This is a genomic window from Micromonospora pattaloongensis (assembly GCF_900107255.1).
GTDB classification, from domain to species: Bacteria; Actinomycetota; Actinomycetes; order Mycobacteriales; family Micromonosporaceae; genus Micromonospora_I; species Micromonospora_I pattaloongensis.
This window is the reverse complement of record NZ_FNPH01000005.1, coordinates 153091-176440: the sequence shown is the minus strand read 5'-3', so window position 1 is coordinate 176440 and position 23350 is coordinate 153091. Positions and strand designations below refer to the sequence as shown.

Annotated in this window: 23 protein-coding genes; 10 read left to right on the top strand and 13 right to left on the bottom strand. The window is 74.2% G+C overall.

The features are described 5' to 3' along the window. From BLW47_RS15755 to BLW47_RS15740, 4 genes are read left to right on the top strand one after another with little or no spacing between them, the layout of a single operon-like run. On the top strand, positions 1–552 hold the full coding sequence (locus BLW47_RS15755) for a GNAT family N-acetyltransferase (protein ID WP_091557286.1): 552 nt from the start codon (positions 1–3) through the stop codon (positions 550–552). After that, positions 549–1322 (top strand): carotenoid biosynthesis protein, encoded by a 774-nt coding sequence (locus BLW47_RS15750; protein ID WP_091557282.1) that lies wholly within the window; start codon positions 549–551, stop codon positions 1320–1322. Before BLW47_RS15755 ends, BLW47_RS15750 begins: the two co-directional genes overlap by 4 nt. Then, positions 1319–2446, top strand: a complete 1128-nt coding sequence (locus tag BLW47_RS15745) for a glycosyltransferase family 2 protein (protein WP_091557279.1) — start codon at positions 1319–1321, stop codon at positions 2444–2446. The genes BLW47_RS15750 and BLW47_RS15745 overlap by 4 nt, the downstream gene beginning before the upstream one ends. After that, complete coding sequence (locus BLW47_RS15740) at positions 2443–3921, top strand: phytoene desaturase family protein (RefSeq protein ID WP_091557276.1); 1479 nt, start codon at positions 2443–2445, stop codon at positions 3919–3921. Before BLW47_RS15745 ends, BLW47_RS15740 begins: the two co-directional genes overlap by 4 nt. Before the next feature lie 4 nt (positions 3922–3925). Here BLW47_RS15740 and BLW47_RS15735 read toward each other — a convergent pair whose 3' ends face one another. The 3 genes from BLW47_RS15735 to BLW47_RS25645 form a co-directional block, all read right to left on the bottom strand. Continuing rightward, positions 3926–4603, bottom strand: coding sequence for a CDP-alcohol phosphatidyltransferase family protein (locus tag BLW47_RS15735; RefSeq protein ID WP_175543654.1), 678 nt, complete (start codon positions 4601–4603; stop codon positions 3926–3928). A 39-nt stretch (positions 4604–4642) separates the two neighbouring features. After that, complete coding sequence (metF, locus tag BLW47_RS15730) at positions 4643–5560, bottom strand: methylenetetrahydrofolate reductase [NAD(P)H] (protein ID WP_091557269.1); 918 nt, start codon at positions 5558–5560, stop codon at positions 4643–4645. A gap of 67 nt (positions 5561–5627) precedes the next feature. Then, complete coding sequence (locus BLW47_RS25645; RefSeq protein WP_175543653.1) at positions 5628–5915, bottom strand: hypothetical protein; 288 nt, start codon at positions 5913–5915, stop codon at positions 5628–5630. Between the two features lie 187 nt (positions 5916–6102). On the opposite strand from BLW47_RS25645, the gene BLW47_RS15725 reads away from it, so the two are divergent. Next, positions 6103–7479 (top strand): helix-turn-helix domain-containing protein, encoded by a 1377-nt coding sequence (locus tag BLW47_RS15725; RefSeq protein ID WP_245736682.1) that lies wholly within the window; start codon positions 6103–6105, stop codon positions 7477–7479. Between the two features lie 9 nt (positions 7480–7488). Next, the gene (locus BLW47_RS15720) at positions 7489–8568 is read left to right on the top strand and encodes a polyprenyl synthetase family protein (protein WP_091557262.1); all 1080 of its coding nucleotides are present in this window, start codon (positions 7489–7491) and stop codon (positions 8566–8568) included. A gap of 43 nt (positions 8569–8611) precedes the next feature. Here the strand turns inward: BLW47_RS15720 and BLW47_RS15715 are convergent, their stop codons facing one another. The 4 genes from BLW47_RS15715 to BLW47_RS15700 all read right to left on the bottom strand — a co-directional run bounded on the left by BLW47_RS15715 (position 8612) and on the right by BLW47_RS15700 (position 10449). Next, on the bottom strand, positions 8612–9142 hold the full coding sequence (locus BLW47_RS15715) for a barstar family protein (RefSeq protein WP_091557258.1): 531 nt from the start codon (positions 9140–9142) through the stop codon (positions 8612–8614). Between the two features lie 201 nt (positions 9143–9343). After that, positions 9344–9700, bottom strand: coding sequence for a lycopene cyclase domain-containing protein (locus tag BLW47_RS15710; protein ID WP_091557255.1), 357 nt, complete (start codon positions 9698–9700; stop codon positions 9344–9346). Continuing rightward, positions 9697–10062, bottom strand: a complete 366-nt coding sequence (locus BLW47_RS15705; protein WP_091557251.1) for a lycopene cyclase domain-containing protein — start codon at positions 10060–10062, stop codon at positions 9697–9699. Before BLW47_RS15705 ends, BLW47_RS15710 begins: the two co-directional genes overlap by 4 nt. A 6-nt stretch (positions 10063–10068) precedes the next feature. After that, positions 10069–10449, bottom strand: a complete 381-nt coding sequence (locus BLW47_RS15700; protein ID WP_091557247.1) for an Rv2175c family DNA-binding protein — start codon at positions 10447–10449, stop codon at positions 10069–10071. Positions 10450–10618: 169 nt separating this feature from the next. On the opposite strand from BLW47_RS15700, the gene BLW47_RS15695 reads away from it, so the two are divergent. The 3 genes from BLW47_RS15695 to BLW47_RS15685 all read left to right on the top strand — a co-directional run bounded on the left by BLW47_RS15695 (position 10619) and on the right by BLW47_RS15685 (position 14152). Next, the gene (locus tag BLW47_RS15695) at positions 10619–11203 is read left to right on the top strand and encodes a hypothetical protein (protein ID WP_139307317.1); all 585 of its coding nucleotides are present in this window, start codon (positions 10619–10621) and stop codon (positions 11201–11203) included. A 122-nt stretch (positions 11204–11325) separates the two neighbouring features. After that, the gene (gene pknB, locus BLW47_RS15690) at positions 11326–13290 is read left to right on the top strand and encodes a Stk1 family PASTA domain-containing Ser/Thr kinase (protein ID WP_091557240.1); all 1965 of its coding nucleotides are present in this window, start codon (positions 11326–11328) and stop codon (positions 13288–13290) included. A 1-nt stretch (position 13291) separates the two neighbouring features. Beyond that, positions 13292–14152, top strand: a complete 861-nt coding sequence (locus tag BLW47_RS15685; protein WP_091557238.1) for a deoxyribonuclease IV — start codon at positions 13292–13294, stop codon at positions 14150–14152. A 32-nt stretch (positions 14153–14184) separates the two neighbouring features. Here the strand turns inward: BLW47_RS15685 and BLW47_RS15680 are convergent, their stop codons facing one another. The 5 genes from BLW47_RS15680 to BLW47_RS15660 form a co-directional block, all read right to left on the bottom strand. Next, positions 14185–14601, bottom strand: coding sequence for a hypothetical protein (locus BLW47_RS15680; RefSeq protein ID WP_091557234.1), 417 nt, complete (start codon positions 14599–14601; stop codon positions 14185–14187). A 166-nt stretch (positions 14602–14767) separates the two neighbouring features. Then, positions 14768–15790, bottom strand: coding sequence for a threonine aldolase family protein (locus BLW47_RS15675; RefSeq protein WP_091557230.1), 1023 nt, complete (start codon positions 15788–15790; stop codon positions 14768–14770). Next, entirely contained in the window at positions 15783–17189 is a 1407-nt protein-coding gene (locus tag BLW47_RS15670; RefSeq protein ID WP_091557226.1) for a class II 3-deoxy-7-phosphoheptulonate synthase, read from the bottom strand. The genes BLW47_RS15675 and BLW47_RS15670 overlap by 8 nt, the downstream gene beginning before the upstream one ends. Before the next feature lie 214 nt (positions 17190–17403). Then, complete coding sequence (locus BLW47_RS15665) at positions 17404–19020, bottom strand: glycosyl hydrolase family 18 protein (protein ID WP_091557223.1); 1617 nt, start codon at positions 19018–19020, stop codon at positions 17404–17406. 220 nt (positions 19021–19240) lie between these two features. Further along, on the bottom strand, positions 19241–22171 hold the full coding sequence (locus tag BLW47_RS15660) for a M36 family metallopeptidase (protein WP_091557220.1): 2931 nt from the start codon (positions 22169–22171) through the stop codon (positions 19241–19243). 232 nt (positions 22172–22403) lie between these two features. On the opposite strand from BLW47_RS15660, the gene BLW47_RS15655 reads away from it, so the two are divergent. Next, the gene (locus BLW47_RS15655; RefSeq protein ID WP_091557216.1) at positions 22404–22961 is read left to right on the top strand and encodes a flavoprotein; all 558 of its coding nucleotides are present in this window, start codon (positions 22404–22406) and stop codon (positions 22959–22961) included. Between the two features lie 19 nt (positions 22962–22980). On the opposite strand, the gene BLW47_RS15650 is transcribed toward BLW47_RS15655, so the two are convergent. Next, on the bottom strand, positions 22981–23331 hold the full coding sequence (locus tag BLW47_RS15650; RefSeq protein WP_091557213.1) for a DUF2203 domain-containing protein: 351 nt from the start codon (positions 23329–23331) through the stop codon (positions 22981–22983). Positions 23332–23350 lie beyond the last annotated feature (19 nt).

The following is a 23350-nucleotide window of genomic DNA, read 5'->3' as shown; positions in this document are numbered from 1 at the left end:
ATGAGGTTGGTGCCATGGCAGCCGGACGATCTCGTTCGGCGGTTGGATGACGTGGTGGCCGTCTACGGGCAGGCGATGGGGTACCGCGCCGAGCTCCTGGAGTCGCGGCGGGGCTACATCGCGACCCACGTGCGCCGTCCCGGCTTCCGCGCGGTGGCGACGCTGACCACCGACGGACACCTGGCCGGCTTCGGCTACGGCTACACGTCGGCGGCCGGGCAGTGGTGGCACGACCAGGTCCGCACCGCGCTGGACGACAGCGCCCGGCGGCGGTGGCTCGGCGACTGCTTCGAGGTGGTCGAGCTGCACGTACGCCCGCCGGCGCAGGGGCACGGGATCGGCGACCGGCAGCTGCGGGCGCTGCTGACCATGGCGGCCGGCACCACCACGCTGCTGTCCACCCCGGAAGCCGACGAGCAGACCTCCCGCGCCTGGCGGCTCTACCGGCGCTACGGCTTCACCGACATCCTGCGGGACTTCCGCTTCCCCGGCGACGAGCGGGCCTTCGCCGTGCTCGGCCGGGATCTGCCGCTGCCGCCACCCGAGCGATGAGCCGACGGCGACTGCCGATCGTCTGGGCGGTGCTGGGCGCGACCGTGCTCGCGCAGATCGCGTACCCGCTCACCGAGGGCGCCGCGCGGGCCCACCTCACCGTGCTCACCGTGCTCCTCGGCTACCTGTTGTCGGTGGGGCACGCGCTGCTCACCCGCGGGCCCCGCGTCGCCGCCGCGCTCGTCGCGGTCACCACCGGCGGCGGCCTGACCGTCGAGGCGCTCGGGGTGGCCACCGGGGTGCCGTTCGGCGGCTACGACTACTCGGGCGACCTCGGCCCGATGCTGCTCGGCGTGCCGCTGATCATCCCGCTGGCCTGGACCTGGATGGCCTGGCCGGCGTGGCTGGCCGCGCTGCGGCTCGCCCGCGGCGCCCCGGCCCGGATCGGGCTCGCCGGGCTCGGGCTGGCGACCTGGGACGTCTTCCTCGACCCACAGATGGTCTCCGCGGGCTACTGGAGCTGGCACGAGCCGACGCCGGCGCTGCCCGGCGTGCCCGGCATCCCGGTCGGCAACTACCTCGGCTGGCTGGTCGTCGCGCTCGCGATGATGGCGCTGCTGTCGCTCACGGGCGGCCCCGCGACGCCGGCCGGGGACGCCGACCTGCCGATGTACGGGCTCTACCTGTGGACGTACGCCTCCAGCGTGCTGGCCCACGCGGTCTTCTTCGACCTGCCGGCCTCGGCGGCCTGGGGCGCGCTGGCCATGGCCCCGGTCGCGCTGACGCTGGCCGTCACGCTGGCCCGCGCCCGCCGGAGCGCCCCGGCGTGAGCTGGCTGCTCGCCGCGGCCGTCGCCGCGCTCACGGTGCACACCGCGCTCAACGCCCGCACGCTGCGCCGGCCGCCGAGCACACCGCCGTCCACGGTGGACGAGCCGGTCTCCGTGCTGCTGCCGCTGCGCGACGAGGCCGACCGGCTCGCCCCCGGGCTGCGCTCGCTGCTGGCCCAACGCGGACTGTCCCGGATGGAGCTGGTCGTGCTCGACGACGGGTCCACCGACGGCACCGCCGCGCTGGTCCGCGCGCTCGCCGGCGACGACCCGCGGCTGCGGCTGCTGACCGGCGTCGCGCCGCCGCCGGGCTGGCTGGGCAAGCCGCACGCCTGCCACCAGCTCGCCGCCGCGGCCGACCCGGCCAGCACCGTCCTGGTCTTCGTCGACGCCGACGTGGTGCTCGCCCCGCACGCCGTCGCCGGCGCCGTCGCCGCACTGCGCGCCGCCCGCGCGCAGCTGCTCTGCCCGTACCCGCGGATCGTCGCCGGCTCGCCCGGCGAGCGGCTGGTGCAGCCGCTGCTGCAGTGGTCGTGGCTGACGTTCCTGCCGCTGCGCGCGATGGAACGCTCGCCGCGGCCGTCGCTGGCCGCCGCGGGCGGGCAGTTCCTGGTGCTGGACCGGGCCGGCTACGCCCGCGCCGGCGGGCACGCCGCGGTCCGCGACCGGGTGCTGGAGGACATCGAGTTGGCCCGTGCGGTCAAGCGCGCCGGCGGTCGGATCGCGCTGGCCGACGGCTCCGCCCTGGCCACCTGCCGGATGTACGCGTCCTGGCCGGAGCTCGTCGCCGGCTACACCAAGTCCCTGTGGGCCTCGTTCGGCTCGGCGACCGGCGCCGCCGCCGTCGTGCTGCTGCTGACCGGGCTGTACGTCGTGCCGCCGCTGCTGGCGGTCGGCGGCGCGCTCGCCGGGACGCCCCCGGTGGCGGCGGCCGGGCTGGCCGGTTACCTGGCCGGGGTCGCCGGCCGGGTGGTCAGCGCGCGGGCCACCGGCGGCCGGGCCTGGCCGGACGCGCTCGCCCATCCGGTGTCGGTGGCGCTCTTCGGCGCGCTGGTGGCCGGCTCCTACCGGCTGCGCCGGCGGGGACGGCTGTCCTGGCGCGGTCGTCCGGTGGTGCCGCGGTGAACCGGGTCGTCGTGGTCGGCGCCGGCGTCGGCGGGCTCGCCGCGGCGGCGCGGCTGGCCGCCACCGGCCACCGGGTCACCGTCTACGAACGCGCCGGGGTCGTCGGCGGCAAGCTCGGCCGGTACGTCCACCACACCCCGGCCGGGTCGTTCCACTTCGACACCGGGCCCAGCCTGCTGACGCTGCCGCAGGTCTTCACCGACCTGTTCGCGGCGACCGGGGGCGGCCCCGGCCCGCTGGCGCCGGTGCCGCTCGACCCGATCGTGCGGCACGTCTTTCCCGACGGGACGGTGCTGGACTCCTGCGCCGACCCGACGGCCTTCGCCGACCGGATCCGGGCCGTGTTCGGCGCTCGCGCCGCCGACGACTGGCGACGGCTGTGGCGGCGCGCGGAACGGGTGTGGCGCGCCTCCTGGCGGGACATCCTGCGCACCGGCATCGACTCGCCGCTCGCGCTGGCCCGGCTCGGCTGGCGGGTCGGCGACCTGGCCGCCATCGCCCCCGGTACGACGCTGCGCGGGCTCGGCCGGCGCCACCTGCGGGACCCGCGGCTGCGGATGCTGCTCGACCGCTACGCCACCTACACCGGCGCCGACCCCCGTCGCGCCCCGGCGGCGCTGGTCGCCGTCCCGTACGCCGAGCTCGCCTTCGGCGGCCACTATCTGCCCGGCGGGCTCGGCACGCTCGCCGACGCGCTGCTGGCCCGGTGCGCGGCGCTCGGCGTGACCGTCCACACCGGCACGCCGGTCACCGCGATCGACGCCGCCGGCGGCCGGGTCCACGGCGTGCGCCTGGCCGGCGGCGCACGCGTCCCCGCCGACGTGGTGGTGGCCAATGTGGACGCGCTCACCGTCTACCGCGACCTGCTGCCCACCCCGACGCGGCTGGCCCGGCTGACCGACCGGAGCCTCGGCGGCTTCGTGCTGCTGCTCGGGGTCCGCGGCACGACGCCCGGGCTGGCGCACCACACGGTGTTCTTCCCGCCCGACTACGACGCCGAGTTCGACGCGGTCTTCGGCGACCCCGGGCGGGGCGTGCCGGCCCGGCCGGCGGTCGACCCGACGGTCTTCGTCACCGTCGCCGACGATCCCGCCGTCCGCCCCGACGGGCACGAGGCGTGGTTCGTACTGGTCAACGCCGCCCCGCACGGCCGGTCGGCCTCGGCGGTGGACTGGCGCCGCCCCGGACTCGCCTCGGCGTACGCCGATCACGTGCTCGACGTGCTCGCCGCCCGCGGCGTCGACGTACGGGACCGGCTGCTCTTCCGGGAGGTACGCACCCCGGCCGACCTCGCGACGGCGACGGGGGCGCCCGGCGGCGCGATCTACGGCACGGCCGGCGGGCTGCTACGGCCGCCCAACCGCGGCCCGGTGCGCGGGCTGTTCCTGGTCGGCGGGGCCACCCATCCGGGCGGCGGCCTGCCGATGGTCACCCTCTCCGCCGAGATCGTCGCCGGGCAGATCGGTGCCGCCTAGCGCCTCAGCGCAGCGCCGTGCGGACCGCGGCCATCAACTGGACCAGCCCGAAGACCGCGAGCAGGATCCAGACCGCGGTGACCAGGGTGACGATCCCCGACGGCAGCTCCGGCTCGATCGCCGCCCCGGCGCCCGCGACGAGCAGCCCGATCGCCGCGACGCAGACCCGGGTCGGGCGTTCGCCCACCGTGACCGCGCCGATCTCCCGCATCCCGGCCGCCGCCGCGCGGGCCCGCACGTACTCGTGCAACCAGGACAGCACCCCGGCCGCGACCACCAGCGGCCCCGCTCCCCCGAGCAACCAGAACGCGGTCAGCCATGCGGCCTCGCCCAGCCGGTCGGCGAGCGAGTCGTAGACGTAGCCGAGCCGGGTCGGCTCTCCGGTGGTCACCGCCACGGCGCCGTCGACGCTGTCCGCGACCGCGGAGAGCACGACGAGCGACGCCCCCAGGAAAATGCCGTACGGCGGCCGGGTCACGCTCAGCGGCACGGCCAGGCAGAGCAGCAGACCGAAGACGGTGACGGCCAGCGGCTTCACGCGCAACCGGGCCAGCCCCGCCCCCAGCAGGTACGCCATCCGCAGCCAGCCGCTGACCACCGGCGTGGCCAGCCGCGGGTCGAACCCCCCGTGCAGCCGCGCCCAGGCGGTCGCGTACTCGTTCCAGTTCAGCCGCGTGCTCATCACGACTTCAACCGCGCGCCGCCGCCCGAGGTCGCGGTCTCAGACCCGCGCGCCGACATCGAGGTTCTGCCACACCTCGCGCGTCGCCGTGGAGCGGTTGAGGGTGATGAAGTGGATGCCGGGCACCCCTTCGTCGATCAGCCGCCGGCACATCTCGCTGCACTGCTCGATCCCGAGCCGGCGCACCGCCTCGGGATCGTCGGCGACCCGCTCGAACCGGGCGGCGAGCGCGGCCGGGAACGGCGCGCCGGAGAGCTGCTCGGAGCGCTCGATGGTGGCCATCCGGGTCACCGGCATCACGCCGGCGACGATCGGGGTGTCACAGCCGGCCGCCGCGACGCGGTCGCGCAACCGCAGGTAGTCGTCGGCGTCGAAGAACATCTGCGTGATGGCGAAGTCCGCGCCCGCGCGGCATTTGCGGACGAAGTAGCCGGTGTCGCTGGCCACGTCGGGCGAGCGCGGGTGCTTGTACGGGAAGGCGGCCACCCCAATGCTGAAGTCGCCGGCCTGCTTCACCAGCCGCACCAGATCCTCGGCGTAGAGCACGCCCTCGGGGTGGCGCACCCACTCCCCCATCGGGTTGCCCGGCGGATCGCCCCGGACGGCGAGCACGTTGCGCACCCCGGCCGCGGCGAGCCGGCCGATCACGTTGCGCAGCTCGGCGACGGAGTGGTTGACGGCGGTCAGGTGCGCCATCGGCAGCAGCGTGGTCTCGGTGGCGATCCGCTCGGTGACGGCGACGGTGGTGTCCCGGGTCGAGCCGCCCGCGCCGTACGTGATGGACACGAACGACGGCCGCAGCGGCTCCAGCTCCCGGATCGCCTGCCACAGCAGCCGCTCACCGTCGGCGGTCTTCGGCGGGAAGAACTCGAACGAGAACGTCGGGCCGGTCTTCCGGATGAGGTCCCCGATCGACGGCTGCGAGCCGGGGAGAACCGATGGAAGACCGAGCGCCATCCTCGGGACTTTACCGGCCGGGCCGCCGTACCCCCTCGCGCGTCTCAGCCCGTGGCCGCGACGACGATCACACATCGTCGCGTCGCCGATACCGATCGGGATCGCGGTACCAGTCGCCGGAGCGGCCGCCGCGCGGGTCGCGCAGGGCGGCGACGAGGCCACGGCGGGCGATCCGGTGGGGGCGGCACGGCCACGGGTCGCCGCAGGCGCGGCAGACCGGGTCACCGGCCGGACCGGCCGGCGCGCCCTGGTGGTCGCGCAGCAGCCGTACGGCCAGCCGCCACATCATCGGCTGCCGCACCTGCTCCGGCGGGTCGTCGGGGGGATCGTCGGGATCGAAGGGCAGCTCCGCCACGGAACGCTCCTCGGGGTCTCGGGTCATCGCGGACGGGCCCAGCAAAGCGTCGTACCGGTCCGGTAGGGAGGAGCCAGCGGGTGGGGGCCAGTTGGCGGCCCCCGGGGGCCGGCCCGCGGGGGTCATCACCGGTCGGCGCCGGCTGCGCGCCGGATCGCCGACGCCGCGACGAGCTGCGGAGGACCACGTGACGATCCCCGGCCCCATCGACACCGCGCCACCGCTCGGCGCGCTCCTGGCCCGGCTGCGGCGCGCACAGGGCTGGAGCCAGGCCCAGCTCGCCGAGCGCCTCTGCGCCGCCTCCGGGGTGCCCACCCTCACCCGGCACGAGATATCGCGGTGGGAGCGACAGCAACGGACGCCGGCGGAGTTCTGGCTCGGGTGGCTGGCGCGGGTGCTCGGCGCGCCGCGCGCGGAGCTGGCGGGGGCGGCCCGCGGGGAGCTGGCGAGGAGGGCACGCGGGGTCGGCGCCGAACGCGGGCCGGCCGGCGGCGAGCTCGACCGCGCCTGCGCGCGGCTGCTCCGCCTCGGGCACCTCTGGCTCGCCGACCCCACGGGCCCGATCACCGATCCCGACGCCGTCGGACTCCGACTGACGCCCGCCGCCGACCTGGCCGGGCTGCGCCGGTTGGACGACGTCGTCGGCGGTCTCGACCTGCTGCCGCTGCTCGGCGAACGGCTGACCGCCACCGGGCCGCCCGGACCCTCGCCGGCGTCCCGGCCGCGGCGACGCCGGCTGTTCGGACCGCTCGCCGAGGCCGCCCAGCTGACCGGGTGGATCACCGCCGACGCCGGGGACGCCGTCGCGGCGCTCCGCGCGTACCAGCGCGCGGTGCTCGCCGCCTCGGCCGCCGGCGACCGCTGCCTGGCGGCGCACGCGCTCGGCTCGGCGAGCCACCTCCTCGCCGGCCACGCCCACTCCGGCACCGCGTTGCTGCTGGCGCGTACCGCGTACGCCGGCGCCCGGCGGGGCGCGTCGCCGCGCGCCCGCGCCCTGTTGCTGCACCGGATCGCCCTGGCCGCCGCGGTCGACGGACGACCGCGGGAGGCGGAGCGGGCGCTGGCGGGCGCCCAGCGCGCGGCCGACCGGGTCGGGCGGCGCCCGGACCCGGCGTGGCTCTACTGGCTCGACGACGACGAGTTGGCGGCGATGACCGGGCGGTGCCTGGCGGCGCTCGGCCGCCCGCTGCGGGCCGCGCCACTGCTCGCCGCGGCGGTGTCCCGCGGCGGCCCCCCGCGGTCCCGCGCGCTGTACGGGGCCTGGCTGGCCGGCACCTACGCGGCGCTCGGCGAGTCGGACGAGGCGTGCCGGGTCGCCGGGGCGGCGCTGCTCGACGCGGTGCGGGCGGGCTCGGCCCGGGCGGCCGTCCTGGTCGACGAGGTGAGCCGGCGGCTCGGGTCGGAGGCCGACACCCGAGCGGCGCAGCGGCACGCCGCGCTGGTCGCGGCCGCCCGCCGCTACCTGCCGCCGCCGGCCGGCACGCTACCGCGGCCGGCGCGCATCGGCACCGCTCGACGGGACGCCGGCCGGTGCGGATCGGCATCGCACGGGCGGACGGGATAGCGTGCTGTCGTGACCGACTCTGCCCCCGCCGCTCCGGTTGATCGCGCCGGCCTCCGTCACCGCGTCGACAAGGCGCTCGCCGCGTTCCTGGCCGAGCGCCGGCGCTGGCTGGTCAGCGTCGATGACGCGCTGGTGCCGGTGGCGGACGTGCTGGAGGCGTTCGTGTTGCGCGGCAAGCGGCTGCGGCCGGCCTTCGCGTACTGGGGCTACCGCGGCGCCGGCGGGGTCGACACCGACCAGCTCGTGGCGACGCTGGCCGCGCTGGAGCTGGTGCAGGCGAGCGCCCTGATCCACGACGATCTGATCGACCGCTCCGACACCCGTCGCGGCGAGCCCTCGATCCACCGGCGGTTCAGCGCCCACCACCGGGCCGCCGCCTGGCGCGGCGACCCGGACGACTTCGGCGACTCGGCGGCGATCCTCCTCGGCGACCTGTGCCTGGTGTGGTCGGACGAGATGCTGCACGGCAGCGGGCTCGACGCCGACACGCTGGGCCGGGCGCGCCCGGTCTTCGACGAGATGCGCACCGAGGTGACGATCGGGCAGTACCTCGACGTGCTGACCCAGGCGACCGGGGACACGTCGGTCGAGCGGGCCAGCATGGTGGCGCGCTACAAGTCGGCCAAATACACGGTGGAGCGGCCGCTGCTGCTCGGCGGCGCCCTCGCCGGGGCGCCGGCCGAGGTGATGGCCGCCTACTCGGGGTACGGGCTGCCGCTCGGTGAGGCGTTCCAGTTGCGCGACGACGTCCTGGGGGTCTTCGGCGACCCGGCGCAGACCGGCAAGCCGGCCGGCGACGACCTGCGGGAGGGCAAGCGCACCTATCTGGTGGCGGTGGCGTTCGACGCGACGGACGCCGCGGGCCGGGCGACGCTGGAGACCCGGCTCGGGGATCCGCGGCTGGACGCGGCCGGGGTCGACCAGCTCCGCGAGATCATCACGGCGAGCGGGGCCCTGGCGCGCACGGAGCGCCGGATCGCCGAGCTGACACAGACGGCGCTGGACGCGCTGACGGGCGTGGACCTGGACGACGAGGCGCGCCGCGTGCTCGTCGAGCTGGCGGCCGCGGCGACGCGGCGGACCGACTAGCGGCGGCGGTCGCCGACCGGCGGGCTGGGGGCAGCCGCCGGCTTCAGAGCACCGGGATCGGCGCGCCCTCCGGGTCGGTGACCGGGCCGGGCCCGCGCAGCAGCACGTAGAGCGGGGGCAGCCCGGCCACCCGCCGCGACCGGGTCGCCGCGACGAGGCTCCGGTACGTCACCGCCCACGCGGTCGGATCGGTGCGCGCCAGCACCCCGTACCGTTCCCAGAGCAGCAGGTGTCCCCGCCCGGGCAGCCAGGACAGGTCGGCGAGGCAGTCGGCGAAGCCGTCCCAGGTGTGGCGGAACCAGCCGGGGAACGACAGTTGCTCGGCGTGCCGGTCCAGCACCTCGGTCGCCCCGGTCAATCCCCGGCCGTCGAGCAGATGGCTGGTCCAGTCGGCCGCGGACAGCTCGCGCCGCACCGGCTCGGGGTGCGCGCGGGACAGCCAGCGGTAGACGCCGGGCTCACGCGCCCCGCTGAGCACGGTGTCGAGTCGCGGGGCCACCGCCGGGCCGGCCGCGCCGTCGAACCGGGTGCGCTGCGCCGGACGGCCGGCCGCCGCGCCAGCGGGCGGGGTCATCGTGGCACCTGCCCGATCCCGTACACCGACTCCCCCTTGCGTCACCGCGTGCCCTCCCCAGGACGCACGTTCCGTTTCGGGCCCCCCGGCCCGGAACGTGCCTGCGCAGTCTGCTGCCCCGATCGGCTGGAGGCAAGCAGCCGGCCGGACGACACGGACCACGTCTGTCCGTACGGTTGACCTCGTTCGGGCCGGACGGGGTCAGGGGCCGCGGCGCAGCCGGCGCAGCAGCGCGCTGCCCTGCCCGGCGGCGGGACCGCGCTGCACACCGCGCCGCCCGAGCCACACCCACACCGACAGCGTGCACAGGATGAGGGCGAATCCGAAGAGCAGATCCTCGACGGGGGCGTACGCCAGCCGCAGCCCGACGATCGCCTCCGGGTCGTACCGGACGATGCCGCGCCCGGTGAGTACCCCGTTGGAGAGCAGCTGGAAGAAGACGATGATGGGGTAGGTGCACCAGAACACGGCCCGGGTGACCAGCCGGGTGCGCAGCACCATCAGGTCCACGACGAGCGCGCCGGCGACGCCGAGCAGCGCCGCGACGGTGTACGTCACGGTTCCGCGTCCGGCTCGTCGCCGAGCCGCCACCGGGGGTCGGTGCTGCCGGGCGGCGCGAGAACCGCCCGGACCGCCTCGAAGCCGAGCACCGCGCAGATCGGCACCACGACGAAGAAGAGCGCCTCGTCCAGCGGCACGCCGCCGGGGAGCAGCACCCCGGTGATCTGAGCCGGGTCGAAATCCCAGTGCCCGGCGGCGATCGCCGCGAGGTCCCAGGCGATGAAGACCGCGGCGACCGGCAGCAGGGTCAGCAGCAGCCGTCGCCAGCGACGCAGAACGTTGACCCGCAGCACCGGCTCCAGCCACACGGCGGCGACGAGACATCCGGCGAGCACCGCCAGATACGACAGGTGTCGCACGCGCGCTCAGAACCCCAACGCCTGCGCCCGGCGTTTCACCTCGCGCGCCCGGTCGCCGCCGAGCGCGGCGGCGGGGGTCCCCGGAAGGGTGTCGTCGGGCTGATACAGCCACCGCAACGCCTCTTCGTCGTTGTACCCAGCGTCGTGCAGCAACGTGAGAATGCCGGGGAGGTGCTTCAGCACGGTGCGATTCGCCACCAGCTCGGCGGGCACCCGCCGCACGCCCTCCCGGCGCACCGCGAGCAACTCCCGGTCCCGGATCATCTGGTGCACTTTGCTGATCGACACGTCGAGCCGCTCGGCGACGTCCGGCAACGTCACCCACTCGATCTGGCCCAGCGACGCGTCGGCGCTGCCCGGCGCCGCGGAAGGTACGGAATCGGTCACCCGATCACCCTCCCATGCCGCCGCCGTCGCGTACCACCGGCACTCCCCATCGGCACGTCAACCCCTCAGCCCCCCACCCATCGCGCGCTCCGGCAGCCGGTCCTGACGGACGCGCCCGTTCGTGCGGCGACCCGTTCCCCCGCGGGTCGTCGACGGAAGGACACTCGACGTGAGCACCTGGCAGGGCGTACGGCGGGAAATGGCGGGCGCGTGGCGTTCGCTGCGGTACGACCTGACGCGGCGGGCGGCGGCGAAGCGCCGCGCGGAGCGTCCGGTCGCCGGGGAGAACGGGCACCGGGCGCGTCGCCTGCTCGCGATGGCGGCGTTCGGACTGCTGGCCGTCGTCGGCGCCACCGGGACGTACTTCGGGGTCGTCGCCGGGCTGGGGGCGCTGCTCTCCGCGTCCCAGCCGCCGGTCGAGCCGGTGCCGGCGGCGGTCCGCCCCGATCGTCCGGTCACCGAGGACGTGGCGCTGACGCCCGACCCGACGAGGCATCCGGCCGTCAGCGCGTCGCCGGCGCCCGCGCGCCCCGGCACACCGTCGCCTTCCCCGTCGCGGGAGTCGGGCCGCGTCCCGGCGCCGGCCAGCCCGTCCCCGTCGGCGGCCCGCACGCCGTTCACGCCGCCGCGCACCTCACCGACGACGGTGCCGTCGAGTTCCAGCCCGTCGGCGACGCCGTCCCCGACCCCCTCGGCCAGCGCGCCCGCGACCCCGACCGAGGTGGCGGCCCCACCGCCGACGCCGGTCGACTAGCCGGACCGTCGGGGCAAATGTCCTGGTCGGCGTCGTTGGGCGGACGGCGGGGCGTTCCTGTTCCCCGGCCGGTGTGGCATCCTGTTCTGCCGTCACCCTTCTGACACATAGACTGCCTGCCGATGGACACACAGGTCGCCGACACGCTGCTGGGCTCGCTGATCGACGGGCGCTACCGCATCCGCGGTCGCGTGGCGCGCGGCGGCATGGCCACCGTGTACACGGCCGTCGACGAACGACTCGAACGCACCGTCGCGCTCAAGATCATCCACCCCGCCCAGGCCCGCGACGCGCATGCGAGCCTGCCCGGCTTCGTGGAGCGCTTCACGGACGAGGCGAAGACGATCGCGCGGCTCACCCACCCCAACGTCGTCGCCGTCTATGACCAGGGCACCCACGCCGGCCTGCCGTACCTGGTCATGGAGTACGTGCGGGGTCGTACCCTGCGCGACATCCTGGCCGAGCGGCGGCGGCTCAACCCGCCCGAGGCGCTGTCGATCCTCGAGCAGATGCTCGCCGCGATCGCCGCCGCGCACCGGGCCGGCCTGGTGCACCGCGACGTGAAGCCGGAGAACGTGCTGGTGGCCGAGGCGCCCAGCGGCGGCGCCGGCAACCTGATCGACAGCGTGGTGAAGGTCGCCGACTTCGGACTCGCCCGGGCCGTGGAGGCCAGCGCCGAGGAGGACGCGGCCGGGCCGTTGATGGCGACCGTCGCGTACGTGGCGCCGGAGCTGGTCGCCACCGGACACGCCGATCCGCGCACCGACGTCTACTCCGCCGGCATCGTGCTGTTCGAGATGCTCACCGGGCGGGTCCCGTACGACGGGGACAAGCCGGTCGAGGTGGCCTGGCAGCACGTCGACCGGGACGTGCCCCCACCGTCGAAGCTGGTCGCCGGCCTCCCGCCGGTCCTCGACGAGCTGGTCACCCGGGCCACCCGCCGCGACCCGGCCGCCCGCCCCACCGACGCCGGCGCGTTGCTCGCCGAGGTGCAGGTGGTCCGCGACGACCTGGGCAACGCCAGCGCGGCGACCGCCGTGTTCCAGCAGGTGGCGCAGCCGACCGTCGTGGTGTCGACGGTGCGCCCCGCCGACCGCCCCTCCTGGGCGCGGCTGCCCGAGGCGAAGGCGACGCCGCAGCCGCGCCGGCGCCGCGCCGAGCAGCGTCCGGGCGCGCTGACCCGGCTGCAGCTGGCGTGGCGGCAGATCGTGTCCGATCGGCGCGGCCGGCGCGCGGTCACGGCCGCGCTGGTGGCGGTCGCGCTGCTCGTGGTGACCGGCGGGTGGTGGTTCGGCTTCGGGCGCTACACCGTCGCGCCACAGCTGGTCAACATGCCGAGGGCCGCGGCGGAGGCGCAGGCCGCGCGCGGCGGTTTCACCGTCGAGTACGGCGAGGAACGCTTCGACGAGAAGGTCGCCAGGGACGTGGTGCTGGTGCAGCAGCCGGCGTCCGGTGACCGGATCATCAAGGGCGGGAAGATCACCCTGATCCTCTCGCTGGGTCCGGAGCGCTACCAGGTGCCCGACGTGCTCGGCAAGACGTTCGAGCTGGCGCAGGTGGAGCTGGACTCGGCACGGCTGACGGTCGCCCGCGGGCCGGACCGGTTCGACAACAACCTCCCGGCCGGCACGGTGGTCGCGGTCGACCCGCCGGTCGGCACCCAGGTCAAGCCCGGCGACAAGGTCACCGTGGTGATCAGCAAGGGCAAGGCGCCGATCACCGTGCCGAACGTGATCGGCAAGAACATCACCGAGGCGCGCGCGATCCTGCAGCAGCTCGGGCTGCAGGCGGTCGAGTCGTACGTCGACTCGGAGAAGCCCAAGGACATCGTGCTCGGGCAGGACCCGGCCGACGGCGCCGGGGCGGAGCAGGGCGGGCAGATCAAGCTCGAGGTGAGCAAGGGGCCGTTGGCTATCCTGGTACCGCGCGTGGTCGACCTCCCCTGCCAGCAGGCGAAACAGCTCCTGGAGAGCCAGCAGCTGAAGGTGCGGGTCGACTTCAACCCCAACGGGACCGTGCGCTACCAGTCCCCGGGCGAGAACTCCCAGGTCCCGCCCGGCACCGAGATCGCGATCGGATGCTTCTGAGATGTCCCTGACCCGCCCTGTGGGCTCGCACACGCCCACCTCCGGCGGCCTGGCCAAGGCGGCCCTGCCCTACGTCGACGCGGCCGCCTCCGAGGTCGTCCAGGTCTACGTCGCGAACTCGCGCGGCTGGGCGCTGCCGGCCGGCAACCCGGCGCAGGACGCGGCCTTCCGGGCCGGCTGCGCCGAGCGGGGCGTCCCCGTCTACATCCACGCGTCGCTGCTGGTGAACCTCGGTTCCCCGACCGCCGCCACCGTCGAGAAGTCGATCGCGACGCTGAACCACGCGGTGCGGCGCGGTGCGGCGATCGGCGCCCGCGGCGTGGTCTTCCACGCCGGCAGCGCGGTCGACGCCACGCACGCCGACAAGGCGATGGCGCAGGTGCGCGAGGCGCTGTTGCCGGTGCTCGACGCCGCCGAGGCGGCCGGTGGCCCGGCGCTGCTGGTGGAGCCGAGCGCCGGCGGCGGGCGGTCGCTGGCCGCCCGGGTCGAGCAGCTGGAGCCGTACCTGGCGGCGGTCGACTGGCACCCGCGGCTGGGGGTCTGCTTCGACACCTGCCACGCGTGGGCGGCCGGGCACGACCTCGCGGCCGAGGGCGGCATGACGCGCACCCTCGACGCGCTGGTCGGGGCGGTCGGCGCGGACCGGCTCTGGCTGGTGCACGCCAACGACTCGAAGGACCTGTGCGGCTCGACGCGCGACCGGCACGAGACGATCGGCAAGGGCAACATCGGTGAGCCCGCGTTCGCCGAGCTGATGACGCATCCGGCCACCGCCGGCGTCCCGATCGTGGTCGAGACCCCGACGGAGGGCCACGTCGGTCACGCCGCCGACATCGCCACCCTCAAGCGCCTCCGTCCCTGACCCGGCGGTCCTGCCCGGCGCTGGGGGCGGGTTCAGACCTCCGCCAGGCCCATCGCCGCGAGCAGGCGTCGCTCGAGCGCGGCGGACTCCCGATTGAGGATCACCGCCCGGATCACGGTCTCCAGCAGCACCGCCTCGTGCCGGTCGCTGCCCCGCCGGTAGCGCGCGCGGTCGCCCTCCACCCACGCCGTGCGGATGCGCCGGCCGCCCGGGCACGGGGCGAAATCGGCGCGGTAGACGCCGTAGCCGGTCCAGCTGCGGTGCAGATGCAGCCGGTCCCCCTCGACCAGCGCCAGCCAGCGTTCGTCGAGAAGTTCGGCGTTGACGCCATACCGGATCCGCGCCCACTGCTCGGCGGTCCAGATCCGCGGCGGCGGTGCGATCGGCTGCGGCCGCCGGATCGGGATCAGGCGGCGGAAGTCGGCGCGGGTGAGCGGATCGGCATCCATCGGCGTCAGCGTAGCCAGCGCCGTCCCCCGCGGATCCTGACCGACGGTTCAGTCTGCACCGCTGATCGGCCGTTCCGGGCGTCCCCCCGGACGCGTCGCGCCCGCCGATCAAGGGATGACTCGCCAGGCGGGTGAACGAGTACGTGATCGACGGGACGCGGCGGGGTCAGCCCCGGAAGATGGCGACGAGGACCTCGATCGCGCGATCGATGGCGGCGTCGTCGAGGTCGAGGTGGGTGACGAGCCGCGCGGTACGCGGGCCGAGCACCGACACCAGCACGCCCTCGGCGCGGGCCGCCGCGCCGAGCCCGGCGGCGTCCAGCGGCGCCTTGGTCAGGTCGAGCGGGACGATGTTGGTGCGCACCGCCGCGGAGTCCACGACCCCGAACGGGGCGAGCGCCTCGGCGAGCCGCGCCGCCCGGGCGTGGTCGTCGGCGAGCCGCTCGATGTGGTGCCGCAGCGCGTACCGGCCGGCGGCCGCGAGGACGCCCACCTGCCGCATGCCGCCGCCCATCCGCTTGCGGATCCAGCGGGCCCGTTCGATCTTCTCGGCGCTGCCGACCACGAGCGAGCCGACCGGCGCGCCGAGTCCCTTGGAGAGGCAGACCGACAGCGTGTCGAAGAGCGCACCGTACTCGGCCAGCGGAACCCGATCGGCCACGTGCGCGTGCCAGATCCGCGCGCCGTCGCAGTGCAGCGCCACCCCGGCGTCGTCGGCCACCCCGCGCAGCTGGCGCAGGGTGGCGAGCGGGATCACCCCGCCGCCGCCCCGGTTGTGCGTCTGCTCGACGGCGATCGCCCTGGTCGGCACCGCGAAGTAGCCGTCCGGCCGGATCATGCCGGCCACCACCTCGGGGTCGATCTCCGCGCCGACCGCGGGCCAGGTGCGCGAGGAGATCCCGCCGATCGCGGCGGCCGCGCCGATCTCGTACGTCACCACGTGCGCGTCGGCGTCGCAGAGCAGCTCACTGGCCGGCGGCACGAGCAGCTGCAGCGCGATCTGGTTGGCCATCGAGCCGGTCGGGGCGAACAGCGCCGCCTCGTGCCCGAACAGCGCCGCGACCTCGGCCTCGAGCGCCGTGACCGTGGGGTCCTCGCCGTAGACGTCGTCACCGACCTCGGCGCCGGCCATCGCCTCCCGCATCGCGGGGGTCGGCTTGGTCACGGTGTCCGAGCGGAGATCAACCACGGAGCATCTCCGCGACCAGGAAGGCCAGCTCCAGCGACTGCTGCGTGTTGAGCCGCGGGTCGCAGGCCGTCTCGTAGCGGTCGGGAAGGTGGATGTCCTCGATCGCCTGGGCGCCGCCGAGGCACTCGGTGACGTCCTCGCCGGTCAGCTCGACGTGCAGGCCGCCGGGGTGGGTCTCCAGGCCGCGGTGCACCTCGAAGTAGCCCAGCACCTCGTCGACGATCCGGTCGAAATGGCGCGTCTTGTAGCCGTTGGACGACTCGTGGGTGTTGCCGTGCATCGGGTCGCACTGCCACACCACCTTCGCGCCGGCGGCGGTGACCTTCTCCACGATCGGCGGCAGCGCGTCGCGCACCTTGTGGTTGCCCATCCGGCTGATCAGCGTGAGCCGCCCCGGAATGTTGTCGGGGTTGAGCTTCTCGCACAGCTCCAGCGCCTGCTCCGGCGTGGTGGTCGGGCCGAGCTTGACGCCGATCGGGTTGGCGATCCGGGAGATGTAGTCGATGTGCGCCCCGTCGAGCTGCCGCGTCCGCTCGCCGATCCACAGGAAGTGCCCCGAGAGGCCGTACGCCCTGCCGTCGGAGACGCGGGTCAGCGCCCGGTCGTACTCCAGCGCGAGCGCCTCGTGCGAGCAGTAGAGCGTGACGGTGCGCAGCGCCTCCTCGTCGGTCATCCCGCAGGCCCGGATGAACGCCAGCGCCCGGTCGATCTCGCGGGCGATCGCCTCGTACCGCTCCCCGGCCGGGGACTTTCTGACGAAGCCCTTGTTCCAGTCGTGCACGGCGTGCAGGTCGGCGAGGCCGCCGGCGAGGTAGGCGCGCAGCATGTTCATCGCGGCCGCCGAGTTGGCGTACGCCCGGATCATGCGCTGGGGGTCGGCGACCCGCGCCTCGGGCGTGGCCTCCAGGGAGTTGATCAGGTCGCCGCGGTAGGCCGGCAGGCCGAGCGCGTCGGTCGCCGACGAGCGCGGCTTGGTGTACTGCCCGGCGACCCGGGCGACCTTGACCACCGGCAGCGACGCGCCGTAGGTCAGCACCACGGCCATCTGGAGCAGGGTGCGCGCGTTGGCCAGCAGGTGGCTCTCGGTGTTGTCCGCGAAGGTCTCCGCGCAGTCGCCGCCCTGCAGCAGGAACGCCTTGCCCTCGCAGACCAGCGCCAGGCGCTGGCGCAGGTGGTCGACCTCGTACGGCGCGACGATCGACGGCACGTTGTCGAGGACCTTGCAGACATCGGCGACCGCGTCCGGGTCCGGCCACGGCGGGGTCTGGGCGCGCGGCAGCGTCCGCCACCGGTCCAGCCCGAGCGCCTCGTCCTCGGCGGAGTCGACGGTGGGGCGGCTGGTCTGCAGGCCGGGATTGCCCACGGCGGGGTAGCTCAACTGGTGCCACTCTTGGCGCATGCCCAAAAGCGTACGGCGGCCCACCCCCGTACCCGCCCGCCAGCCCCGCCATTCCGCTGCGTGAGAACCCCCACCCCTCCCCCGCGATCTTGCAGTTGTGGCCCTGGTTTTGCCCGGCGCCGCCCTTTTTGCCCCGGCCACAACTACAAGATCGGCGAAGTGAAGCGGGGAGCCGGCGATGCCGACTCCCCGCTTGCGCCCGGGCCGCGTGGGGTCAGCCGAGGCCGCTGCGCATGGCGCTGATCAGCTCACCGTTGCCGGTGTCGCCGGAGAGCTCCCAGAAGAAGGCGCCGCCGAGGCCCTGGCCGTTGGCGTACGACATCTTGCCGTTGATCGTGCTCGGGGTGTCGTAGCTCCACCAGTTGCTGCCGCACTTGGCGTACGCGGTGCCGGCGATCGTGCGGTTCGCCGGGCAGGTGTTCTTGAGGACCTTGTAGTCCTCGATGCCCGCCTCGTACGTGCCGGGCGCCGCGCCGGTCGCGGTGCCGCCGGGCGCCTCCTGGGTCACCCCGGTCCAGCCGCGGCCGTAGAAGCCGATGCCGAGCAGCAGCTTGTTCGCCGGGACGCCCTTGCTCTTCAGCTTCTGGATCGCCGCGTCCGAGTTGAAGCCCTGCGTCGGGATCCCCGAGTACGACGTCAGCGGCGAGTGCGGGGCCGTCGGGCCCTGGGCGTTGAACGCGCCGAAGTAGTCGTACGTCATCGGCATGATCCAGTTGAGGTGCCCGGCCGCGCCGGCGTAGTCGGTGGCGTCGATCTTGCCGCCGTTGCTGCCGTCCGCGGTGATCGCCGCCGTGACCAGCGCGTTGGCGCCGAACTTCGATCGCAGCGCGGCGACGACGTTCTTGAACGCGTTCGGGCCGCTGGTGTCACAGGTGAGGCCGCAGGCGTTCGGGTACTCCCAGTCGACGTCGATCCCGTCGAAGACGTCGGCCCAGCGCGGGTCCTCGACCAGGCTGTAGCAGGAGTCGGCGAACGCCGCCGGGTTCTGCGCGGCCTGGGTGAAGCCGCCGGACCAGGTCCAGCCACCGAAGGACCAGATCACCTTGAGGTGCGGGTACATCTTCTTGAGCTTGCGCAGCTGGTTGAAGCTGCCACGCAGCGGCTGGTCCCAGGTGTCGGCGACGCCGTCCACACTCTCCGCCGCGGTGTACGCCTTCTCGTAGTCGGCGTAGCTGTCGCCGATGGTGCAGCGGCCGCCGGTGGTGTTGCCGAAGGCGTACAGGATGTGGGTCAGCTTCGACGCCGAGCCGCTGGTGTGGATGTTCTTGACGTGGTAGTTGCGGCCGTAGACGCCCCACTCCGCGAAGTAGCCGACGATCTTCTTTCCGCCGGTCGGCGGGACGGGCGGCGGCGTGGTGGGGGGCGTGGTCGGCGGCGTCGTGGTCGGCGGGGTGGCCGTCGGCGGCGTGGTGGTCGGCGGCGGGGTGCCGCCACCGCCGCAGGGCGCGCCGTTGATGGTGCAGTTCAGCGGCGCTTTGTAGCCGCCGGTGCCGTTGTAGCCCCAGCTGAACGACGCGCCGGGGGCGAGCGCGCCGGCCCAGCTCTTCTTGACCGCCACGTAGTGGTTGCCGCTGCTGGTGACGTCGGCGTCCCAGAAGCTGCTGATCGTCGTGCCCGCCGGGAGGTCGAACTCGATGCGCCAGGTGCTGACGGAGGCGTCCGAGCCGTTGGTGATGGTCACCCGCGTCTCGTGGCCGGTCCCCCAGTCCGAGGCGCGGGTGAAGGTGGTGGTCACGCTGCCGGCGCCGAAGGCCGACGTGATCGGCACGGCGGTGACCGCGAGTACGGCCGCCGCGCCGGCCCAGAGCGCGCGACGCAGTGATCTCTTCATAGCGTCTCCCAGAACAGTTAGGAAACCTTTCAATAAGTTAAGGGGACGCTACTCAGAACGTCATCACTTCGTCAAGATGTCTATCTTTCGATGACTTCCCCTGACCGGCGAAGCGATCTTGGCGGCGGCCAAGGTCAACTGACAGTCTCGAATGAGCCCTCCACCAACACAGTGGACGGGCCGACCGGCCCGCCCACTGTGTTCGATGCCGTGCGTCGTGCTATCCGGCAAACGCCTGGAACTCCGCGACCCGCACGTTCAGCGCCTGCGGGCTCGCCGTCGCGCAGTCCGTGTTGGCCCGCGGGTCGTTGTCCTGCTCACCGGCGTAGTCCGGCGCGCCCGTGCACTGGTTGGTGACCACCTCGAGCCGCAGGTGGGTCGCCTTGGTGCGCGGGATGTCGAACGACCGGATGAGCAGCTCCGGGGCGCGCGGACGCGGCGCCACGGACGGGAACGCGTCGGCCGGGCTGGTGTAGACCCGCCAGAAGTCGGCGGCGTCCGAGCAGTCGACGTCGCCGTGCGCCGTGCAGGCCAGGACGCGGAACTGCCGCAGCGCGGAGAACCGGTTCTGCCCGGCGTTGTCGGCGTCGGTCGGGATCGTCGGGCGCAGCATCGCGCTGACCTGCACCCGGCGGACCTCCTGCACGCCGCCGGCCAGGTCAACGGTCACCTGCTTGCCGGCGACCGGGCTGTTCAGCGACGCCCAGTTGGTGGCCTCGTCGTCGTCGACGATCTTGTCGAGGTTGATGCCGTCACCGGAGACCGACGCGCCCGACGCGCCGGCCGCGAGGTTGGCGCGCATCAGCACCGGCAGGACGCGCACCTGCCCGGCCCTGACGGTGACCGGCCCGACCCGGACGTGCCCGCGGCCCGGCGCCCGGGCGACGAACTCGTACGTGCCCGGCACCAGCTTCACCTCGCCGGTCAGCGGGGTGGCCGCGTCGGTGTCGGCCATCGGCACCGCCCGGGCCTGGTAGTCGCCGACGAACAGCTGCGCACCCGCGACGGGCCCGCGCTCGCCGAGCGGCAGGAACTTCACCGTCGCCTCCTTCGCGTGCGGCGACGCGAAGCTCGGCACCGGGTCGACGTCGGTGTGGCCGTTGCTGCTGGCTCCCTCGCCGAGGCCGCGCTTGGCGAACGCGTTCCACAGCAGGTCCTGGTTGGCCCCGCCGAAGCGGATCCGGTCGGCGGCGAGCATCGCGTCCCGGGCGTCGACCATGCTGACCTGGCTGACCGCCATCAGCAGGAACGAGTCGAACACCAGCTGGACCCACCGGCGGTTGCCGGGGCAGGCGGTGACCGGCGTCTTGCCGGTGGCGCAGGACTTCTGCAGCGCGGCGTTGCCGGCGCCGTACCGCTGCATCATCGCGGCCCGGATGTCGACGTTGGCGGCGCTCCACACCTCACCGGAGGCGTGCACCTGCAGCCCGACGAAGTCGTAGTCGATGTGGCTGTAGTTGAGCGGGCTCTCGCTCATGTTGTAGTTGCGGATGCCGGCGCCGGGGTCACCGGTGGCGTACTCGCCGATGGTGAACGCGGCGCGCCCCTTCGGCGCGTACCCGTGCTCGTAGAGGTACTCCATGGCCAGCTGGTCGGACCAGCTCTCGCTCATCCCCTGCGGGGAGCTGACGCCCGCGCTCGGGCCGGCGATCATGCGGTTGGTGATCGCGTGGGTGTACTCGTGGGCGATCACCGACATGTCGTAGTCGCCGTCCACGCAGGGCGCGTAGAAGGAGCCGGCGATCGGCTGCCAGAGGTACATGTTCGTGATCGGCGCGACGCCGTCCGGCGGGGTGATCTGGTTGGCGTTGTCGCGGGCCGCGAAGCTCGGCGGGCCGCCGCTGACACCGCCGGCCTGGGCGTTGCCCTGCTCCATGTCGTTGCCGGCGCCACCCTTGCCGAAGTTGTCGTTCTGCATGTTCCAGGTCGCCTCGGTGAAGCCGAGGTGGTACGACCAGTCGTGCATCCGGTTGTGCATGGCGAACAGGTTCGCCCGCGCGGCGTCGAGGTCGTTGCGCTGCGGCGAGGTGAACACGTCCGGGTTGCACTGCTCCTCGAACCACTGGTTCGTCCACGGGTACGTGTAGTCGCGGTTCGGCCGCGCGGTCGCGGTCTCCGTCCCGACGCTGAGCGCGTCGTTGCTGAACCAGTTGTGCACCGCGATCGCGTTGTTGCCGCGCGTGGTGTGGGTCGACTCGCCGGTCGCCGGGTCGACGTCCCACGCGAGCGGCGAGCCGGCGCCGACGGCCTCGTCACAGCCGCGCTGCGGCGTCGCGCACCAGCGGACCCGGGTGTCCTTCGACGAGTAGTCGGTCTTCGGCGAGTTGGGGAAGACGTCCCACTCGGGGTTGTCGGAGTGGTGGTCCACCAGGCTCTCCCGGACCAGCACCGCGCCGTCGCGCGCGTCGACGTACGTGGCGAACGCCTGCGGGTCCGCCCCGGACAGGTCGTCGCCGAGCACCACCTGGTACGCGGCGCGCGTGCCGTGGTCGGCGGTCGGCACGGCCACCAGCTGGGTGCGCAGGATCTTCGCCCCCGGCAGGCCGGCGTCGCTCCGGGCAATCTGCTCGGCCCGCGCCTGCGACAGCGTGGCCGGTGCCGGCGCCGCGCCGTCGCGGGCCAGCGACGACGAGACGTGCCAGACGGCGCCGTCACGCAACCCGACGGAGAGGACGCCGTCGACCGCAGCCGGGAGCTCCCCGAAGCGCTGCCGGAACAGGACGGTGGCGCCCTCCCCCATCGGCGCGACGGTCAGCAGCTCCAGGTTCTGCGCGCCGCTGGCGGACAGGCCCAGCAGCTCGCGGTTGGCGTCCACGTACGCCCGCGCGGCGGCGACGGGCTCGGCCGGCAGGCCCGTCGCCAGGGGACGGCCGGTGGACGCGAGCGACGCGGGCGTGCCGAAACTGGTCCAGCGGGCCCGCGCGCCGAGCGCGTCGGCCCGGTCGCGCTGCCGCGCGGTCGGGGAAACCCGGCCCTTGCGGTTGTCCCTGCTCTTCTCGTGACTGTGGTCTCCCGGCACTTTGACGGATTCGGCCTGGGCCGCCGCCGGCTCGCCGGGTGCCGCCTGGCTGCCGGATCCGGCGGCGAGGACGAGCCCGGCTGCGACCAGCAGCGCTGTGGTCCCGGCGGCCGCACGGGAAGGTGTGCGCACGGTGCCTCCTTGGTTGATCGGCTGGTACCGATCCTGGCATCGGATCAGGAACCAACGCCGTCACGACATGGGTCGAACATCCAAAAGTCGGGGCATCTCCATGTGTCGACGTCCGTGCCACAGTGGAGGCGTCGCTGTCGGTGACGAATGCTGGCGTCTCGTCGCGCGGAGGGTCGGCGGCACGCGACAATGCGACCCGGCGGCATCGAGCGCGGACGCGTAGGGAGCGGCAGTGACCGACAGAGCGCGACAACCAGTCCTGTACGTGGTCGCCTGCGGCGGTCGCGCGGCCGGCGAGCTGGCGCCGTTCGTGAAGGCGGTTCAGGACGAGGGCTGGGACGTCTGCGTGGTGGCGACGCCGTCGGCGCTGAAGTTCATGAACGCGGGCGATCTCGCCGATCTGACCGGGCACCCCGTGCGGCACGACTACAAGCACCCGGACGAGCCGGACGTGCTGCCGCCCCCGGACGCGATGATCGTCGCGCCGGCCACCTTCAACACCATCAACAAATGGGCGTACGGGGGCAGCGACACACTCGCGTTGGGCCTGCTCAACGAGGCGGTCGGGCTCGGCCTGCCGCTGGCGGTCGCGCCGACACCCAACGCCGCGCTGGCCCGGCACCCGGCCTTCGCCGAGAGCGTCGCCCGGCTGCGTTCCTGGGGGGTCGCGGTGCTCTTGGATCCCGGGCGCCTGGCCACCGGCGACACCCCGCCGTTCATCCCGTGGGACGCGCTGATCGAAACCGCCGCCTACTGGCGTGACCGGCGCCTCCCCGGCGCGACGCCGTGACCGGCCGCCGGTGGCGGGGTCAGATGGGGCGGCGGCCGGAGAAGCCGCACTCGACCCGGTGGTACCACCGGATCTCCTCATCCCCCTCCAGCCAGCACCAGAGCACCGGCCGACCGTCGAGCTCGCCGGAGAAGTCCAGCAGCATCGGCGCGAAGCCCTTGACCTGGATGTCGTGCGTGTTGAACTCCTCCAGGATCGCGTAGATCCGGGCCTCCAGCGCCTTGACCTCCGGCACCCCGCCGAGCGGGCTGCTGCCGCCGTTCGCGAGATCGGCACGCAGTTCCGCGAGGTCGGCGCGGAGCGTGATCAGCTCGGCTATCCGGGGACGCAGCGTCGCCATCAAATGACGCGCCTGGGCGAGAGTGAACACGTCCGCCAGTATGGTCCAT